This window comes from Pseudomonas panipatensis (genome assembly GCF_900099785.1).
GTDB classification, from domain to species: domain Bacteria; phylum Pseudomonadota; class Gammaproteobacteria; order Pseudomonadales; family Pseudomonadaceae; genus Pseudomonas; species Pseudomonas panipatensis.
On sequence record NZ_FNDS01000009.1, the window covers coordinates 143,517 to 158,451 of the forward strand.

The 14,935-nt window shown below is 67.8% G+C and carries 14 protein-coding genes; 5 read left to right on the forward strand and 9 right to left on the reverse strand.

Annotation, left to right across the window (positions count from 1 at the left end; genetic code table 11):
- The first annotated feature begins 112 nt into the window (after positions 1–112).
- Both pvrR and BLQ74_RS20670 read left to right on the forward strand, forming a co-directional pair.
- A complete protein-coding gene (gene pvrR / locus BLQ74_RS20665) occupies positions 113–1,312 on the forward strand; it encodes a response regulator cyclic di-GMP phosphodiesterase PvrR (protein ID WP_090265795.1) in 1,200 nt (399 codons plus the stop codon).
- Between the two features lie 116 nt (positions 1,313–1,428).
- Positions 1,429–2,079, forward strand: a complete 651-nt coding sequence (locus BLQ74_RS20670) for a response regulator (protein ID WP_090265797.1) — start codon at positions 1,429–1,431, stop codon at positions 2,077–2,079.
- A gap of 79 nt (positions 2,080–2,158) precedes the next feature.
- Here BLQ74_RS20670 and BLQ74_RS20675 read toward each other — a convergent pair whose 3' ends face one another.
- From BLQ74_RS20675 to BLQ74_RS20700, 6 genes are all read right to left on the reverse strand, one after another.
- Positions 2,159–2,956, reverse strand: coding sequence for an IclR family transcriptional regulator (locus BLQ74_RS20675; RefSeq protein WP_090265799.1), 798 nt, complete (start codon positions 2,954–2,956; stop codon positions 2,159–2,161).
- 221 nt (positions 2,957–3,177) lie between these two features.
- Positions 3,178–4,290 carry an ABC transporter ATP-binding protein gene (locus BLQ74_RS20680; protein ID WP_090265801.1) on the reverse strand — a complete coding sequence of 371 codons (1,113 nt, stop codon included), beginning with the start codon at positions 4,288–4,290 and terminating at the stop codon, positions 3,178–3,180.
- Positions 4,291–4,342: 52 nt separating this feature from the next.
- Positions 4,343–5,410, reverse strand: a complete 1,068-nt coding sequence (locus BLQ74_RS20685) for an ABC transporter substrate-binding protein (RefSeq protein ID WP_090265804.1) — start codon at positions 5,408–5,410, stop codon at positions 4,343–4,345.
- Positions 5,411–5,436: 26 nt separating this feature from the next.
- Positions 5,437–6,246 (reverse strand): ABC transporter permease, encoded by an 810-nt coding sequence (locus tag BLQ74_RS20690; RefSeq protein WP_090265806.1) that lies wholly within the window; start codon positions 6,244–6,246, stop codon positions 5,437–5,439.
- Positions 6,243–7,151 carry an ABC transporter permease gene (locus tag BLQ74_RS20695; RefSeq protein WP_212633151.1) on the reverse strand — a complete coding sequence of 303 codons (909 nt, stop codon included), beginning with the start codon at positions 7,149–7,151 and terminating at the stop codon, positions 6,243–6,245. Before BLQ74_RS20695 ends, BLQ74_RS20690 begins: the two co-directional genes overlap by 4 nt.
- Positions 7,148–8,452, reverse strand: a complete 1,305-nt coding sequence (locus tag BLQ74_RS20700; RefSeq protein WP_090265809.1) for an NAD(P)/FAD-dependent oxidoreductase — start codon at positions 8,450–8,452, stop codon at positions 7,148–7,150. Before BLQ74_RS20700 ends, BLQ74_RS20695 begins: the two co-directional genes overlap by 4 nt.
- 220 nt (positions 8,453–8,672) lie before the next feature.
- Here BLQ74_RS20700 and BLQ74_RS20705 point away from each other — a divergent pair, with 220 nt between their 5' ends.
- Positions 8,673–9,041: a copper resistance protein CopC gene (locus tag BLQ74_RS20705; protein WP_090265812.1), complete on the forward strand. Its 369-nt coding sequence runs from the start codon at positions 8,673–8,675 to the stop codon at positions 9,039–9,041.
- 43 nt (positions 9,042–9,084) lie between these two features.
- A complete protein-coding gene (gene copD, locus BLQ74_RS20710; RefSeq protein WP_090265815.1) occupies positions 9,085–9,945 on the forward strand; it encodes a copper homeostasis membrane protein CopD in 861 nt (286 codons plus the stop codon).
- 286 nt (positions 9,946–10,231) lie between these two features.
- Here copD and fahA read toward each other — a convergent pair whose 3' ends face one another.
- A complete protein-coding gene (gene fahA / locus BLQ74_RS20715) occupies positions 10,232–11,536 on the reverse strand; it encodes a fumarylacetoacetase (RefSeq protein WP_090265817.1) in 1,305 nt (434 codons plus the stop codon).
- Positions 11,537–11,539: 3 nt separating this feature from the next.
- Positions 11,540–12,826: a homogentisate 1,2-dioxygenase gene (gene hmgA, locus BLQ74_RS20720; RefSeq protein ID WP_090265819.1), complete on the reverse strand. Its 1,287-nt coding sequence runs from the start codon at positions 12,824–12,826 to the stop codon at positions 11,540–11,542.
- Between the two features lie 102 nt (positions 12,827–12,928).
- On the opposite strand from hmgA, the gene BLQ74_RS20725 reads away from it, so the two are divergent.
- Positions 12,929–13,717, forward strand: coding sequence for an IclR family transcriptional regulator (locus BLQ74_RS20725; RefSeq protein ID WP_090265821.1), 789 nt, complete (start codon positions 12,929–12,931; stop codon positions 13,715–13,717).
- An 83-nt stretch (positions 13,718–13,800) separates the two neighbouring features.
- On the opposite strand, the gene hppD is transcribed toward BLQ74_RS20725, so the two are convergent.
- The gene (hppD, locus tag BLQ74_RS20730; RefSeq protein WP_090265823.1) at positions 13,801–14,877 is read right to left on the reverse strand and encodes a 4-hydroxyphenylpyruvate dioxygenase; all 1,077 of its coding nucleotides are present in this window, start codon (positions 14,875–14,877) and stop codon (positions 13,801–13,803) included.
- Positions 14,878–14,935 lie beyond the last annotated feature (58 nt).

A 14,935-nucleotide genomic window follows, 5' to 3' on the forward strand; every position in this document is an offset into this window, starting at 1 on the left:
CCGTCGCCTTCGCCGGACGCCGCCGGCGCCTGCACAGGCAGGCCGGCCCGCCCAGTCACCGCCACCTGCGCGCACCCTCGCGCCGTCCGACGGTGCCCTGTCAGGAGGTTTCATGAAGACCTTGCCTTACCGCGTGCTGATCGTCGAAGACCATCCGTTCCAGCGCGAATACCTGCTGCAGTTGTTCCGCGGCCAGGGCGTCGAGCACATCGAGACCGCCGAGGATGGTGCCGAGGCGATCCTGTGTCTCGAACGGCAGCCGTTCGACCTGGTGGTCAGCGATCTGCTGATGCCCGGCATGGACGGCGTGCAATTGATCCAGCGCCTGGGCGCGCTGGCGCACCGGCCGCAACTGGCGCTGCTCAGCACGGCCTCGCGGCGGATCATGGGCGGTGCCTGCCAGGCGGCCCAGGCGCTCGGCCTGTCGGTGATCGGCACGATCGCCAAGCCGGCCGTGCCGACGGCCATCGCCGGGCTGCTGGAAACCCTCGGCACCCGCCTCAGCCAGAACCTGCCAAGGCCGACGCAACACGCACGCTTCAGTCGCGGGCGCCTGCTGCTGGCCCTGGCGCGCGGCGAAATGCAGGCCTGGTTCCAGCCGAAGAAATCGTTGCACAACGGCCGCATCGTCGCCGCCGAGGCACTGGTGCGCTGGCTGCATCCGCAGAAGGGCACCCTGCTGCCCGGGCGTTTCATCGCCGATCTGGTCGAGCATGGCCTGGAGGAAGCGCTGCTCTGGACGGTGATCCAGCAGACCCTGCAGGCCCAGGCCGACTGGCGCCGCTGCGGCTTCCGCATCCCGGTGTCGGTGAACCTGCCGACGCGGCTGCTGGACAACCCCAGCCTGCCGGACCAGCTCGCGGATTTCGTCGAGCACCAGGGCGGCAACCCGTCGCTGCTTTGTTTCGAGTTGACCGAGAACAGCGTCACGACGCTGCCGGGCAGCTACCACGCCGGCGCCTGCCGCCTGCGCATGAAGGGCTTCGGCCTGGCCCAGGACGATTTCGGCCAGGGCTACAGCTCGCTGTACAACCTGGTGTCGACGCCCTTCACCGAGCTGAAGATCGATCGCGCGCTGGTCCATGGCAGCGTCGATGACGAGGCCCTGGCCGTGGCCCTGGCGAGCACCGTGGCGCTGGGCCGTCGGCTTGGCCTGGAGGTGGTCGCCGAAGGCGTCGAGCGGCAGGAGGAACTCAACCTGCTGCGGCGTTTCCAGTGCGACCGGGTGCAGGGCTTCCTGATCTCCGAGGCGGTCAGTCCCGCGGCCTTCGAGGGGCTGCTGCGCAAGGACATGCCGGTGCTGGTTCACTGAGTGCCGGTTTCGGCGTGTGTCCCGCTCCGGCGTGGCGCTCGTCGATCCCACCGCTATGCTGATGGCAGGGCGCGCATCGTTCAGGCGCGGCCGTGAATCAGGATTCGGGGGCGTCTATGGACAAGGTCAAGGTCGTGGTTGCGGACGATCACTCGATCGTGCGTCTGGGAATCCGCGAGGTGGTCCAGCGCGATCCGCGTTTCGCCGTGGTGGGGGTGGCGGCCAGTCCGAGCGAGCTGGTGCAACTGTGCCGGGAGCAGGCGCCGGACATCGTCATCACCGACTACAACATGCCGGGCGATGACGTCTACGGCGATGGCCTGAAGCTGATCGGCTACCTGCTGCGGCAATTCCCGCAGACCCGCGTGCTGATCTACACCATGCTCAGCAACAACCTGATCCTCTCCAGCCTCTACGACCTCGGGGTCTCCGGCGTGGTGCTGAAGAGCGGCGACATCGACGAGATCCGCGTGGCCGTGGATACCCTCCAGCACGGCCGTATCTATCGCGGCGCGCACATGCAGGCGGCGAACAGCGTGCTGGCCAGCGGCGACGATATCCAGGGACGCATCGCCAGCCTGTCGGCCAAGGAGTTCGAGGTGCTGCGTCACTTCGTCTCCGGGCTCAGCGTGGGCGATATCGCCCAGCAGCTCAACCGCAGCGTGAAGACCGTCAGCGCGCAGAAGATCGCCGCCATGCGCAAGCTGGAAGTGGACAGCGACCAGGCGCTGCTGACCTTCTGCGTCAAGGCCAATCTGTTCCAGTGAACTGGCCCGCGTCCGGGCCATGCAGAGGCGTCGCTTGCCGCGCGCCTGCCGCCGAAGCGGCGTCGGCGCGAGCGCGGAGTCAAAGCAGGCCGTTACCGGCGCGCTGGCTCTGTCCGGCGCTGGAGATCGCGCGAGCGGTTTCGATCAGCAGGGGGGCCAGTTCGCGCTGGGCGTCAACGAGGCTCCAGCGGCTGGCCGGCACCCCGACGTTGATGGCCCCCAATGGATGCCCGCTGGCGTCGACGACCGGCGCCGCCAGGCTGATATCGCCTGGGAAGTACTCGCTGTCGATCCAGGCATAGCCGGCGTCACGGGCGGTCTCGACGGCCTCATTGAGGCGCTCCAGGTCGACCAGGGTGCTGGGGGTGTGTGCCGACCTGGGCATTTCTTCGAGCAGCCGCCGGCTTTCCTCCGGGGCCAGCCGGGAAAGGTAGGCACGCCCGGAGGCCGTGCAGTACATCGGCAGGCGCAGACCCAGGGGCATGGGGATCATCACCCGGTTGTGGCTGGGGAAACGGGCGACGAAGACCATGTCGTAGGCGTCGGGCTCGGACAGGTTGCAGCTCTCGTGGCACTGCTGGTTGAACTCGTGCAGGTAAGGCGTGGCGCGTTCGATCAGGCTGTCGGTCTGCAGGAAGCCGAACCCCAGGGTCAGCGCGCGCGGCGTCAGGCGGTAGCGTTTCTGCGCATCCTTGCGCAAGTAGCCGAGGGTTTCCAAGGTGTAGGTGAAGCGCTGCACGGCGCTCTTGGTCATGCCGGTGGCGGCAGCCAGCTCCGGCAGGTTCATGCTTGGGTAGCCGGCGCGGAAGGCGGTGAGGACTTCCAGGCCGCGGGCCAGGGTGCTGGCGAACAGGGGGGATTTTTCGGCAGTGCTCATGCGCAGGTCTCTGCTGTGGTGCGGGTGGTGCTTCGGCACCGGCCCGCGAGTGCGTCCATTCTAAACGGGGCGTCGCGTGGAAGTCCGCCTCGGCACCGAGGCGGCTCGGCGGCCGAGGTAGATCCCCAGCGATTGGCCAGGCGTGTAGCGGGGCAGTGCTTCCTGGTCGTCGGCGCTGCGCCGGGCGGGATCGCTCATCGGGGACTCTCCTTGAACGGGTTTCAGGCCGCGTGGGTAGCGGGTTTGGCATAGGCGCGGGCGCTTCCCGGCGGGATGCACAGCTCGACGCTGGCGCCGTCGCCGGCGGCCAGGCGGTCGAAGGCCTCGCGTGGCACGTCCAGGGTCAGCTCGTCGATGCCCGGCAACTCCAGGTGCAGGCGTAGCGAGCGGCCATGGAAGATGCTTTGGGCAATGCGTGCGCGGACCCGCGACAAGCCGCTCTGCGGCGTGTCGCCGGGGTGTGCCAGGCGCATGTCTTCGGGACGCAGTGAGATGATCACCGGGCTGCCCAGTGGTAACGGCTGCTGGCTGCTGGCGAGGATTTCCAGGGAGCCGACGCGGACCCCGAGAGCCCCCAGGTGCTGGCTGACCACCTGGCCTTCGAGCAGGTTGGTGGCGCCGATGAAGCCGGCGACGAAGGGCGAGGCCGGGCTGTCGTACAGCTCCGCCGGGCCGGCGACCTGTTCCAGGCGGCCACTGCGCATCACCGCGATGCGGTCGGAGATGGCCAGGGCTTCGGTCTGGTCGTGGGTGACCATGATGAAGGTGGTGCCCAGGCGCGTCTGCAGTTTCTTCAGTTCCACCTGCATTTGCTGGCGCAGGTGCGCATCGAGGGCCGAGAGCGGTTCGTCGAGCAGCAGCACGCGCGGCTCGCAGACCAGCGCGCGGGCCATGGCCACGCGCTGCTGCTGACCGCCGGAGAGTGCCTGCACGCGGGATTCGGCCTTGGCGGTCAGGCCGACCAGCTCCAGGGTCGAGTCTATCCGCCGCCGCGCCTCGGCCGCCGGCACCTTGGCGACGCTCAGGCCGAAGCCGATGTTGTCGCGCACGCTCAGGTGCGGGAACAGGGCGTAGTCCTGGAACACCGTGTTCACCGGCCGGCCATAGGGCGGCACGCTGGTGACGTCACAGCCGTCCAGGTAGATGTGCCCGGCGCTGGGTTCTTCGAAGCCGGCGATGATCCGCAGGGTGGTGGTCTTGCCGCAACCGGAGGGGCCGAGCAGGCAGAGGAACTCACCCTGGCGCACCTCCAGGTCGATGTTGTCGACGCTGAGCACGCCGCCATGGAATTGCTTGCTGACGCCTTCCAGGCGCACAACCGTATCGCTGTTCATCTCGATTCCTCGTTGGGGCGGCGTGCCGCGCGGCGCGGCACGCCGGCCTTCGCTAGCCGCCGGCCTTGACCCGCTCGAAGAGCTTGGACAGCTCGTCGTTGCTGGGAATGTTGCGGGTCATCACGGTGGACTTGAGCACGACGTTGGGATCGTCCGGCAATTCCAGTTCCTCCAGCCTGGCTTTCGGCACCCGGGCGAACGCGGCGCTGCTGGCGCTACCGTAGCCGTACTCCTGGATCAGCTTCTCGCCGGATTCCGGCTTCAGCCGCGCGTTGATGAAGTCGTAGGCCAGGTCGACGTGCTTGGAGTCCTTGAGCAGGACCATGCCGCAGACCCAGGTGAGCATGCCTTCCTTGGGCTTCATGAAGGTCACCGGCACGTGCTGTTTCTTCAGCGCGGTGGCCGAGGCGTTCCAGGTCATCGCGGCGACCAGTTCGCCACTGGCCAGCGACTGTTCCACCGAGGTCATGTCGTTGGTGTAGCTGCGGATCAGCGGGCGCTGCGCGCGCAGGGTCTGGCCGATCTTGTCGAGCTGCGCCTGGTCGAGCTTGGCGAAGGCATCGACGCCGGACATCAGGGCCGCCACCAGCGCGGTGTCGTGAACCGCGTCGATGGTCGCCATGCGCCCGGAGTACTGCGGATTCCACAGCATCTTCCAGCTGTTCTCGGGGTTCTTCACCAGGTCGGTGCGGTAGAGGATCGAGGTGTTGCCCCAGTCCCACGGCACCATCCATACCTTGCCGTCGGCATCGACCATCCCCGGCAGGTCCTTGATCACCGGATAGATGCTCTCCCAGTTCTTCAGCCGCGAAGCGTCCAGGGGTTGCAGCAGGCCGGCCTGCTTCCAGCGCTCGAGCTTGTCGTAGCAGGGGTGGACGAGGTCCGGGCGGTAGCCGGCGCGCACCTTCGACAGGGCATCGTCATCGTCGCCGAACACCGAGATGTCGACCTTGTCGGCCGGGTAGCCGGGGTGGAACTCGGGCAACTCGTAGCCTGACCAGGTCATGTAAGTCAGTTTGTCGGCGTCGGCGGCGTGACTGGCGCCGATCAGGCTCAGCGACAGGCTGAACGCGGAAATGCCGGCAGCCAGCAGCCGGAACGATTTTGCAGCGGTCTTCATGGTGCACCTCCAATGGGTTGGCATTCTCAACGGGGACTACGCAGTGCTCGGTTACTGGCTCGCCGCAAGGTTTCGGCGAGCGTGGCGATGACGATGGACGTCAACAGGATCAGGCTGCCCAGGGCCATCACGCTGGGCAGTCGGGTGGGGAAGCGCAATTGGGTCCAGATGTAGATCGGCAGGGTGGGTTCGTTGCCGACCAGGAAGAAGGCGACGATGAATTCGTCGAACGAGGTGAGGAAGGACAGCATGAAGCTGGACAGCAGCCCCGGCAGCGCCAGGGGCAGGGCGATACGCCGCAGGGTGACCCACTCGTTGGCGCCCAGGTCCATGGCCGCTTCCTCGAAGCTGCGCGGGAAGGCGGCGAAGCGGCTGCGCATCACCACCACCGCGGTGGGCAGGCAGAAGCAGGTGTGGCCGACGATGATCGCCCCCAGCGACGGCTGCAAGCCGGCCAGGTTCACCACGATCAGCAGGGCGATGCCGAGCACCACCCCGGGCACCAGGATCGGTAGCCGCGCGAGCAACGATACGACCCGCGCCAGGGGCCCGCCGCGGCGTTGGTCGGCATAGGCGATCAGTGCGCCGCAGACGGTCGCCAGGGCGCCGGACGACGTCGCCACCAGCAGGCTGTTGAAGGTCGCCTGGCTGAGGCTGGGGTTGCCGAACAGGCTGCGGTACCAGTCCAGGGTGAAGCCCCGCAGCGGGAAGGCTGCCAGGGTCGAGTCGTTGAACGAGAACAGCGGGATCAGCAGCATCGGCAGGTAGAGGAAGACCAGGTAGCCGATGACGTACAGGCCCAGCCCGCGCTTGGTCTTGGCAAGGTGCTTGTTCATGTGCGGCTTCCCCAGCGCTTGTTGAGCAGGCGGACCACGAGGATCACCAGGCCGATGGCGAGCATGCTCACCACCGCCATGGCCGAGCCGGCGGGCCAGTCGTCGGCCTTGCCGAACTGCGACTGGATCAGGCTGCCGATCAGGGTGCTGCTCGGTCCGCCGACCAGCGCCGGGGTCACGTAGTCGCCCACCGTGGGCACGAAGACCACCAGCGCGGCGGACAGCACGCCGGGCATCGACAGCGGCAGGATCACCCGTATGAAACGCTGGCTGGGGCGGGCACCGAGGTCGGCGGCGGCCTCGAAGAGGTTGCCCGGCACGCTGCTCAGGCTGACGTAGATGGGCAGTACGGCGAAGGCGGCGTAGGCGTGGGCCAGGGTGATCACCACGGCGCTGGGGGTGTTCAGCAGCGCGGTGATCGGCTCGTGGATCAGACCCAGTTCGAGCAGGGCCGAGTTCAGCACGCCGTTGTAGGCGAGGACGATCTTCCAGGAGAACACCCGCAGCAGGTAGCTGGTCCAGAACGGCAGGCTGACCAGGAACAGCAGCAGGTTGCGGTGTCGCCCGGCGTAGAAGGCCAGGTAGTAGGCCACCGGGTAGGCCAGCAGCACCGTCGCCAGGGTCACCAGCCCGGCCAGCACCAGCGAGCGCAATAGCACCAGGCGGGTCAGCGGATCGAGCAGGGCGTCGCTCAGATTGCTCAGGGTGAAGGCGCTGCCGAGTACCTGCCCGTCGTTGACCCGCAGGCTGAGGAACAGCACCAGACCCAGGGCGAACAGCACCAGGGTGCAGGTGACCAGGGTTCCGGGCAGGTTGAGCAGGGCGTCGAACAGCTTGCGGCCGTTGCGAGGCGATCGCTTGGCCATGGACGGCGTGCCCGGCTGCGGTTTCAGGGAGGCGTTCATGGCGTGGTGTCCAGCAGGCGGCGTTCGATGATGTCGCGCAGACGCAGGGCGTTGGCCGTGACTCGCGCCACCGTGCGGTGCAGCGCGGCACCCGGCAGCGGACGGTAGGGGGTGACCGGATAGATGCTTTCCTGTTCCGGCAGGCCGTCGATCAAGTCGGCGACGAAGCTGCCCATCAGCGTCGCCATGGCCACGCCGCGGCCGTAGTAGCCGAGGGCGACGGTCAAGCCTGGTTGCGGCCGGTGCAGCATGGGGATCTGGCTGGCCGGCACGGCGATGCGGCCGCTCCAGCAATGGCTGAGGGCGGTACCGGCGAGCGCCGGGAATATGCTCAGCATTTCCCGCGCCACGCGTTGCGCATCGCCGGCGCCGACGCGATCGGTGAAGGCGCCGCGGGTGCCAAGCAGCAGCCGGCCGTCGTCGCTGCGGCGGAAGTAGCGCAGTACCCGGAAGCTGTCGGAAACCGGCAGGTCGCCGGGAAGGATCCGCTCGAGCAGAGCGGCCGGCAGCGGCTCGGTCGCGGCTTGCAGGCTCCACAATGGCACGTGGGTCTGCCGCAGCCCTGGCAACAGGTTGTCGGAGTAGGCATTGGTGGCGATCAGCACCTGTTCGGCCTGGATCTCCCCGGCGCTGGTGACTACCGTCCATCGCCCGCCACTGCGGCTCAGCGACAGGGCGCGGACCTTCTCGTGGATGCTCACGCCGAGCGCCTGGGCGGCGCCGGCCAATCCGTGCAGGTAGCGCAGGGGCTGCAGCATGCCGCCGCGAGGGTCGAAGACGCCGCCGACATAGGCCGCACTGCCAATCAGACGGCGCACCTCGACGGCGTCGAGCAGGTGCATGTCTGCCCCGACTTCACGGCGTTCCGCCGCGCGCTGCGCCTGGGTCGCCAGCGCCGCCGGGCTGTGCGTGGCGAGCAGCCAGCCGTTTTGCCGCGCGGAACAGTCGATCGCGTGTTCGCGGATCAGCTCGAAAACCCGGTCGGCGGCGCCATAGGCCGCGCGTATGAGCGGCTCGGCGCGGCGCTCGCCGAAACGCTCGCGCAGTGCCTGCGGGCCGAGCTTGAGACCGGGGATGACCTGGCCGCCGTTGCGTCCCGAGGCGCCTTCGCCGAGCTGCTGCGCCTCGATCACCACTATCCCTTGTTGCCGTGGCGCCAGGTGCAGCGCGCTGGATAGCCCGGTGTAGCCGCCGCCGATCACCAGGCAGCGCGCCTGGCGCGGGAGCGCGGCGGCATACGCGGGGAAGGGGCCGGCTTCCGATTGCCAATAATTGGTGAAAGACGTTTTCGTTATTTTCATAATTGGCGTATCGAATATCGATTCATGAATATTGTTATTGCGTTAGTTAAGGCTGGCTAACCAAATGTGTCAAAGTATTTCTATCGAGGCCCTGCGCGAGGCCGCTGGGTATCTGCGGCTCGTATCGATGCGCATGCGGTAAACCCATGGCGGGGAGCTGCGGTGTCTCGACGAACTCCTGTTAAGCTCGCCCGACTCACCACGCCTTCCGGAGGATTGCATGCCCCGTTCCCGCCTGTTCGCCGCTCTTGCCCTGCTGGTCGCCTTGGCCAACATCCCGGCGGTTTTCGCCAATGTCCGCCTGAAAGACACGGTGCCGGGGGCCGAGAGCACGGTGCGGCCGCCCATGGAGCTGCGCCTGCGCTTTTCCGAGCGGGTCAAGGCGAGCAACGCGCGGGTGCGCATCAGCGCGGACAACGGCCTGGTGGTGAAGATCGGCGAGATCAGGAAGGCGGCGGATGATTCCAAGGTGCTGATCGTCACCCTCGAACAGCCGCTGCCCGCCGGCCATTACCGGGTGAAGTGGCGGGTCAGCTCGACGGATGCGCAGCACAGCGAGGGTCGCTACGGGTTCACGGTGGCGCACTGAGTCCTGACGGATATGCCTGCTATGTGTCGCGGGGGCTTCCGCTTTGGATAGCGCCCTGGTGTTCTGCCGCTTCCTGCATTTCTCCCTGGCCCTGACGCTGTTCGGCGTGGCGCTGTTCCGTGCCGTGCTGCGCCGTCAGGAGCCCCGGGTGCTGGCCGAGCTTGACCGGCCATTGCTGCGTTGCCAACGCGCCGGCGCCGCCGTGGCGCTGCTTGCCGGGCTGGCCTGGCTGGGCCTGGTGGCGGCGAGCATGGCCAGTGACTGGTCCGCTGCCGTCGATGCGCCGACCTTGCGCCTGGTGCTTGGGGACTCCTTCTTCGGCAAGGTCTGGGCCTGGCATCTGTTGGCCAATCTCGGCCTGTTGCTGACCCTGTGCCTGCCGCTGGCAGCGGACAACCCGTTGCGCCTGTTGCTCGCCGGCGCGCTGCTGGCGAGCCTGGCGCCGGTCGGCCATGGCGCCATGCTCGACGGTTGGGCGGGGCTCGGGCTGATGCTCAACCAGGGCCTGCACCTGCTCTGCGCGGGCGCTTGGCTCGGAGGCCTGCTGCTGCTGGCAGCCTTGCTCTACCGCGCCCCGGATGCGACCCATGGCGAGGCGTTGCGGCGTTTCAGCGGGGTCGGCTATCTGCTGGTGGGCGGGGTGATGGCCAGCGGCCTGGCGAATGTCTGGGCCCTGGTCGGGCAATGGCCGGACCCGCGCCATTCGGTCTTTGGCCTGGTGCTGACATTCAAGCTGCTGCTGGTCGCCGGCATGCTCGGCCTGGCCTTGCTCAACCGCCTGGCCCTGGCCTTCCGCGAACGCCGCCTGCTGGCGCTACGGCGCAGCGTGTTGCTGGAGTGGCTGTGCGGACTGGCGGCGGTGGCGCTGGTGTCGCTGCTGGGAACCCTGTCGCCGGCGGGGTAGACGCGGTCAACGCCGATGGGTATCGCTGCGCTCAACGCCATCCTACGGTGCGTGGGCAGGGGGACGGGGGCGTAGGATGGGTTGAGGAACGAAACCCATGCGGTCCTTGCCGGCGATGGGTATCGCTGCGCTCAACGCCATCCTACGGTGCGTGGGCAGGGGGACGGGGTGCGTAGGATGGGTTGAGGAACGAAACCCATGCGGTCCCTGCCGATCGATGAACGCCATCCCATGGTTGTCCGGGATGGGGCGGCGGATACGGGGTGCTATCCGCCGCCGTGGTCGGTCAGTGGGCGGGCAGGATGACGCCGCGGCATTCGCCGAAGCCGATCTGTGGATAACCGTCACGCTGGCAGTGGGCTCGGAAGATCACTTCGTCGTCGTCCTGCAGGAAGGTGCGTTCCTCGCCGCTCGGCAGGCGTAGCGGCTGTTTGCCGCCGAAGGTGCTCTCCAGCAGGCTGCCGAAGGCGTCGGCGCTGGGTCCGGAGAGGGTGCCGGAGCCGAACAGGTCGCCCGGTTGCAGCTTGCAGCCGCCGACGCTGTGGTGGGCGACCATCTGCGCCACCGTCCAGTACATGTTCAGGGTGTTGCTCAGAGCCAGGCGCAGCGGCGCCATGCCTTGTGCCTTCATGGCCGGGGTCTGCAGCAGCACTTCCAGTTGGATATCGAAGGCCCCGGCGGCCTGGTCGGCGGCGTCCAGCAGGTAGGGCAGTGGCTGCGGGTCGCCTTCGGGGCGCGCCGGTTGGGCCTTGCGGAACGGCGCCAGGGCTTCGGCGGTGACCACCCAGGGCGACACGCTGGTGGCGAAGTTCTTCGCCAGGAAGGGGCCGAGCGGCTGGTATTCCCAGGCTTGCACGTCGCGCGCCGACCAGTCGTTGAGCAGGCCGTAGCCGGCCACGTGCTCCTGGGCCTGGCCGATGCCGATGGCCTCGCCCATGGCATTGCCCTGGCCGATCCAGATCCCCAGTTCCAGTTCGTAGTCCAGGCGCTTGCTTGGGCCGAAGCTCGGTGCCTCGGCGCCCGGCGCCAGGGTCTGGCCGTTGGGCCGGCGCACGTCGCTGCCGGAGACCACCACGGTGGACGCGCGGCCGTGGTAGCCGATGGGCACGTGCTTGTAGTTGGGCAGCAACGGGTTGTCCGGACGGAACAGGCGGCCGACGTTGTTGGCGTGGTGAATGCCGACATAGAAGTCGGTGTAGTCGCCGACCCTGGCCGGCAGGTGCATCTGGCAGTCGGCCTGGGCCGGCAGCAGGTCGGCGCCCAGCGCTTGCAGCCTCGCCTGCGCCGCGCTGCCTTCGGCGAGCAGCGTCTGGAGCTGTTCACGCAGGGCGCGGCGCGGACCGGCGCCGAGGGCGAAGAAGGCGTTCAGGCTGTCGGCGCTGGCGGCTTCAGCGGCTGTCGCGGCCGCGCCGTCGAACAGGCCGGCGGCCGTGGCCAGCTTGAGGTCGAAGATCTGTTCGCCGATGGCGACGCCACCGCGCGGCGTGCCGCCGGCCGGGCTGAAGATGCCCAGCGGCAGGTTCTGCAGGGGGAAGTCGGGGTGGCCGTTGGCGGAGGCGATCCAGCTGCGGCGGGTGTCTGCGTGGCTCATGGGTCAGTTCCTGTGGAAAGTCTTGGCCATGCCGCTCCAGCAGGCGTCGTAGTCGCGCTGCAGCTGCGGGCATTCGAGAGCGTAGCGGCTCGGGCGGAGGACGCGGCCGGTCTCGAACATGAAGGCCATGGTGTGATCGATCTTCTGCGGTTTCAGCTCGGCGGCGATGGCCTGCACGGTGCTGGCGTTGTCCGGGCCGTGGGCGCTCATGCAGTTGTGCAGCGAGGCGCCACCCGGGGCGAAACCTTCGGCCTTGGCGTCGTAGGCGCCGTGGATCAGGCCCATGAATTCGTTCATCAGGTTGCGGTGGAACCACGGCGGGCGGAAGGTGCTTTCGGCCACCATCCAGCGTGGCGGGAAGATCACGAAGTCGACGTTGGCCATGCCCTGGGTGTCGCTGGGCGAGGTCAGCACGGTGAAGATCGACGGGTCCGGGTGGTCGTAGCTGACCGTGCCGAGGGTGTTGAACAGGCGCAGGTCGTACTTGTAGGGCACGTGGTTGCCGTGCCAGGCGACCACGTCCAGCGGCGAGTGGTCGAGTTCGCAGGCCCACAGCTCGCCAAGGAATTTCTGCACCAGTTGCACCGGCTCGTCACGCTCCTCGTAGTGCGCCAGCGGCACCAGGAAGTCTCGCGGGTTGGCCAGGCCGTTGCTGCCGATCGGGCCGAGGTCGGGCAGGCGCAGGGCGGCGCCGTGGTTCTCGCAGATATAGCCGCGCGCACTGCTGTCGAGCAGTTCGACGCGGAATTTCATGCCGCGCGGGATCACCGCGATTTCCTGCGGTTCGATGTCCAGCAGGCCGAGTTCGGTGGCCAGGCGTAGGCGGCCTTGCTGCGGCACGATCAGCCATTCGCCGTCGGCGTTGAAGAACACCCGCTGCATCGAGGCGTTGGCGCAGTACAGGTGCACGCTGATGCCGCTGGCCTGCTCGGCATCGGCGGTGGCGGCGACGGTCAGCAGGCCGTCGAGGAAGTCGGTGGCTTCGGCGGGAATCGGCTGTGGGTCCCAGCGCAGGCGGTTGGGGGTCACCGGACCGGTGTCGCGCCCGCGAATCTGCCGTTCGAGGCGCTGGAACGCCGGGTGGTTGGCCGACGGCTTGATGCGGTACAGCCAGGTGCGCCGGGCTTCGCTGCGCGGCACGGTGAAGGCCGTGCCGGAGAGTTGTTCGGCATACAGGCCATAGGGCGCCTGCTGCGGCGAGTTGCGGCCGCTCGGCAGGGCGCCGGGCAGGACTTCGCTGCTGAACTGGTTATTGAAGCCGGATTGGTAGGCGAGGGATTCGACGGGCATGGCGACCTCTTTATTTTTGTAATCGAATTACGGATAACGTAATTTGAAAGGCGTAGGGGGTCAAGCTATAACAGCGCCTCCATTGCCAATCCGAGTCAGTACATGGCCAACGAAAGGGACACCGGCGCCGCGCCGAAACGCCAGAAGGTGCAGGCCGCCGAAGTCGGCACGGACATCCTCAAGGGCCTCGCCGACCTGGCCCCGGCGACCTCGCTGTCGCGCCTGGCCGAGCACGTCGGCATGCCCGCGGCCAAGGTCCACCGCTACCTGCAAGCGCTGATCGCCAGTGGCTTCGCCGAACAGGATGCGGCCACCAACCATTACGCCCTGGGTCCGGAGGCGTTGTTCGTCGGCCTGGCCGCCATCGGCCGCCTCGACGTGGTGCGCGCCGCCAGTGCGCAGCTGGCGGCGCTGCGCGATGAACTCAACGAAACTTGTTTCCTCGCCGTGTGGGGCAACAAGGGGCCGACGGTGGTGCAGGTGGAACAGCCGCTGCGCGCGGTGACCCTGGTGACCCGTGTCGGTTCGGTGCTGCCGTTGCTCGGTTCGTCCACCGGCCTGGTGTTCAACACCTACCTGCCCGACGGCGAAACCGCGCCGTTGCGCGCCGAGGAGGCGGGCATGCCCGGGGTGCTGGACGCCGAGGAGCTGCGCAAGCAGACCGCGGAAATCCGCGCCACGGGCCTGCACCATGTGCACGGCCTGCTGATGCCGGGGGTCAATGCGTTGTCGGCGCCGGTGTTCGCCGTGGGCGAACAGCTCGCCGGCGTAGTCACCGTGGTTGGCGCGGCCAGCGCCTTCCGTGCCGAGACCCAGGGCCGCGCGGCGGAGCTATTGAAGGAGGCCGCCGCGGCCATCACCGCACGCATGGCCGGGCATCGGCCCGAGTAGGGCGCATGGGCGTTCGCGGTCATGCGCCGTTGTCGATGTGGCGCAGGGGTGGCGGATAACGGCTGGCGTTATCCGCCGACGGGCTACTTGGCTTCGAGCACGCCGCGACGGATCTGGTCGCGCTCGATGGATTCGAACAGCGCCTTGAAGTTGCCCTCGCCGAAGCCGCTGTCGCCCTTGCGCTGGATGAACTCGAAGAACACCGGCCCCATCAGGGTTTCCGAGAATATCTGCAGCAGCAGCCGGCGTTCGCCGCCTTCCGAGGTGCCGTCGAGGAGGATGCCGCGGCTGCGCAGTTCCTCCACCGGCTCGCCATGGTTCGGCAGGCGTCCTTCGAGCATCTCGTAGTAGGTGGCCGGCGGCGCCGTCATGAAGCGCATCCCCAGCGCCTTGAGCGCGTCCCAGGTGTCGATCAGGTCGTCGGTGAGGAAGGCTACGTGCTGGATGCCCTCGCCGTTGAACTGCATGAGGAATTCCTCGATCTGCCCGGCGCCCTTGGAGGATTCCTCGTTGAGCGGGATGCGGATCATGCCGTCCGGCGCGGTCATGGCCTTGGAGGTCAGGCCGGTGTACTCGCCCTTGATGTCGAAGTAGCGGATCTCGCGGAAGTTGAACAGCTTCTCGTAGAAGTCCGCCCAGTAGGCCATGCGCCCGCGGTACACGTTGTGGGTCAGGTGGTCGATGATCTTCAGGCCGGCGCCCCGTGGGTGGCGATCCACGCCCTCGATGAACTCGAAGTCGATGTCGTAGATCGACGAGCCTTCGCCGAAACGGTCGATCAGGTACAGCGGCGCGCCGCCGATGCCCTTGATCGCCGGCAGCCGCAGTTCCATCGGCCCGGTGGGAATCTCCACCGGCTGGGCGCCCAGTTCCAGGGCGCGGGCGTAGGCCTGGTGCGAGTTGCGCACGCGGAAGGCCATGCCGCACACCGAGGGACCGTGCTCGGCGGCGAAGTAGGCGGCCTGGCTCTTCGGCTCGTTGTTGAGGATCAGGTTAATCTCGCCCTGGCGATACAGGTGCACGTCCTTGGAGCGGTGCTTGGCCACCAGGGTGAAGCCCATGCTGGCGAAGATCGGCTCCAGCAGACCGGGGGTGGGCGAGGCGAACTCGATGAACTCGAAGCCCATCAGGCCCATGGGATTGTCGAAGATGTCAGCCATGTCGTGGCTCCTCGGTGTGGCGGCGCGCGGCGGCGCCGCCGGGATTCGGAAAGTCGGG